General features: G+C 54.1%; 5 protein-coding genes. All 5 read right to left on the bottom strand.

Annotation, left to right across the window (positions count from 1 at the left end):
- Positions 1–251: hypothetical protein (locus GHO25_RS26340; protein ID WP_218581092.1), on the bottom strand; the 251-nt coding region annotated here is incomplete at its 3' end.
- 92 nt (positions 252–343) lie between these two features.
- Positions 344–619 carry a hypothetical protein gene (locus tag GHO25_RS25380; RefSeq protein ID WP_153357770.1) on the bottom strand — a complete coding sequence of 92 codons (276 nt, stop codon included), beginning with the start codon at positions 617–619 and terminating at the stop codon, positions 344–346.
- Complete coding sequence (locus GHO25_RS25375) at positions 616–933, bottom strand: hypothetical protein (protein ID WP_178110243.1); 318 nt, start codon at positions 931–933, stop codon at positions 616–618. Before GHO25_RS25375 ends, GHO25_RS25380 begins: the two co-directional genes overlap by 4 nt.
- A gap of 394 nt (positions 934–1,327) precedes the next feature.
- On the bottom strand, positions 1,328–1,525 hold the full coding sequence (locus tag GHO25_RS25370; protein ID WP_153357777.1) for a hypothetical protein: 198 nt from the start codon (positions 1,523–1,525) through the stop codon (positions 1,328–1,330).
- 273 nt (positions 1,526–1,798) lie between these two features.
- Positions 1,799–2,719: protein rep (locus GHO25_RS26220; RefSeq protein ID WP_178110242.1), on the bottom strand; the 921-nt coding region annotated here is incomplete at its 5' end.

Raw genomic sequence — 2,719 nt, 5'->3', positions numbered from 1 at the left:
CACTTGGACGTGCGCGAGGTTGGCAGTAATTGGTTGACCACGCTTTTGTAAGCGAAACGCTCCCAGCGGAACCGGCTTGGGTCGATTTCCTCGACGTATTCCCGGCTTTTTGGGTCGATCTTGAAACGGGTAATTAACCCCGTCAGAGGGTCGATGAATTCGTGAGTGGAAGGAGTTTTCGCGTATATACCAAGGGGCTCCTTCAGAGCCTCCGTATTTCGGTCACACACCATAGTGTTATTCTTATCCATGCAGATCCTAAATCCCTGCAAAACCGGGGAAAATCACGGCGCCAACCGTGACCCCCAACGAACCCCCTACAGTACCAACTGGAGGGGGTTTTTTAATGCCCGATGGCTTGGGCAAATGCCTGCTCAATCTGGTGTTCGGTGAAGTCCGTAGTGCCCGTTAATGGAAAGTCTCCCAAGAAGAATACGGAGCGAAACGGCAGAGTCCCCGGAACTGGTTTTTCATCCCACACCAAGAGCCAGTCCAGATGGTCAAACGCTGGGTCTTGGAGCGACATGGCATAGAGCCGGGCATCATCTGGCGTCCAATCCGGGAAGATGTGTCGAGGCCCTACCACTGATCGCTCAGCATCGTAGAAAGCAACCCTCATTCTTCCCCCTTGCGCTGGAAAGTGCGCAATCTAGTCTGTTCGTCCATAAGGCCCATCTGCGCCACATTGGCACCATGCACAGCTTCAAGCATCGAACGCTGCATGATTTCCAAAGCACGTCCTGGCTCTGCTTTTGCTAAGCGCGCGGCATTAGCTATTCCCAAAATCATTGGAATGTTCGCCTCAATAATCTCTCCGACGAAACTAGCTGCGGCGACCCCAGTAGCTTCATTCAAATCTGCCAAAGCAGCCTTGAGGTCATCGGATATGGTCAAGGTCAGTCGGTTAAGACGCTTACGTGGTTTCGTTGTCATGGTCGGCCTATGGTCTGCACAGTGCATCCAATACTATTGTCACGACTGGCAACTCGTCAAGAGCAGCCTCCGGCGGCATTCGGCATGTGCCAGGGGTGCATGGGGTGAAACATCCCATGAACCCCAGGCGGAGCGTGTTTTTAATCGGGTTGGGTAAAGGGTTCGCTGCGCCCGTGCTTCCGTTTGCCGGGAAGGAGGAACAATTTCCCGACAAGCCGGGAGCGCGGCCCTTGACCTGGTCAAGTCTGCGGGATGGCTAAGAGGGTTCTGAGAAGAAGTTTCCGATTCGGAAACTGATCCCTTGAGCCGGCAGGCGAATGGGCAAGGCGTGAAGGATATGTGCCGGCTTGCCGGTACATGTACTTCACCTATCTTGCCCGTCGTTTGAGTCGTTCTAAGCCGTTGCAGCTTCCGTTGTTTTACCGTTCACAGCATGTTGTTCTTCCGTGCTTTTAGCGTTGTTTTCCCGAACCGCTTTCTTGCTCGATCGGTCAGTTTGGCGAGTGACAAAAATCGGCAAAGGGAGCACATCCAAACCCTCAACGAAGATCGGTAAACAATCGACTTCTGGCGTCAAATTAGTTTGTGTCATTCAAATCTCCCCTAGAGTCCATGACTCTTAACCGCTGTTGATTGAGTTGTTGATCCCGGTTCTGTTTTGGTTTTTGACCTGCGCTGTTTCCCTCCGTTTTTTTAAGAGGGCGCGCTTAGACGTTTCTACGAAACGCGCGGATCAAAAACGGATCAAGGGCGCACTTACGCAAACTATGTTTGCAGGCGATCCGTTGGACGTATTTAGGAGTTGAAGTTGAGCGGGCAGGCCTGCCCGGCACTGCTAGCGCTACGCTAAGCAGTGTCAGGCAGGTCAGCCCGTTCCAGTAACAAACTTTTTGGCTCGTTCCAAAAGGGACGCAAGCAAAACAGGAAGCGCCTGTGGGTGAGTCTCGGCCATGTCCAAAACGATGGACTCCGATTTAGTGCGCAAAATGGCTCGCCATTGCTCGTCGGTTAGTTCAGCCAGCATGAGCGCACTGTCTTCCTGAACGGCTGCAAGTTCCTCGTCTGATGCCTGTTCACCCATGGCGAGCAGATCGCGTAAGCCGTTTGACCAGTAGAGCTGACGTTTTCCCTTGAACGCTTCGGCATAGGTACGAAACAGGATTGCCGCCTGTTGCCAGCCCTCAGACTTATCGAGGACGGCTCTCAGGAAGTCCCAGGGCGTGCGTGAGCCGTTACGGCCCTTCTTGGTGTGGCTTTTGGTCAATTCGCTCTCTAGGCCCCATTTGGAGGCGTAGGCAGCGGCATAGGTGCCATCATCAACCCTGCAACCATGCTCATCAGAAGGACGCGGCAAACCAGCACGCATGCACGCTTGTTGCCAGAGCGGAGCAAAGGCGTTCTGAACAGAGGCCGGGGAGAAACCGCCGTCGAGGAACAGCAAAATATGTAAGTGCGGGTGGAACCCGTTAACCCCATAGGTGGTTTCCAAGGCTCGAACGGTGCCGCGAAGGCCCAAGAGCTTGCGGATGTTCTGTCCGGCGCGGCCTGAAGAAGTTTTGCTATAGGCCTTGTGGATCTGTTCCAAAAGCGCTTTTAGGTCATCACCCAAGCCATGAGGAACAGTCAGGGTCAGCAAATAGACCTGCATGCCCATGGATCGAGCAACGGCCAAAGCGGCCACGAGTTCGGCACGACGACGCTCGCTGATCTTGGCAGCGCAAACCGGGCAGGCCCAGACGGAAGCGCAGATCTGGAGGCCGGTGTAAAACGCCTTGTTGTGTTCCTG

It is taken from the genome of Pseudomonas sp. FSL R10-1350 (genome assembly GCF_009600525.1).
GTDB lineage: Bacteria > Pseudomonadota > Gammaproteobacteria > Pseudomonadales > Pseudomonadaceae > Aquipseudomonas > Aquipseudomonas helleri.
The sequence above is the reverse complement of the archived record's forward strand: the minus strand, read 5'-3'. Positions and strand labels throughout refer to the sequence as shown.

Excerpts from the sequence above, each read along its gene's own strand:
- GHO25_RS25375 (WP_178110243.1), bottom strand. The coding sequence starts at position 933 with ATGACAACGAAACCACGTAAGCGTCTTAACCGACTGACCTTGACCATA.
- GHO25_RS25370 (WP_153357777.1), bottom strand. The coding sequence starts at position 1,525 with ATGACACAAACTAATTTGACGCCAGAAGTCGATTGTTTACCGATCTTC.
- GHO25_RS25380 (WP_153357770.1), bottom strand. The coding sequence starts at position 619 with ATGAGGGTTGCTTTCTACGATGCTGAGCGATCAGTGGTAGGGCCTCGA.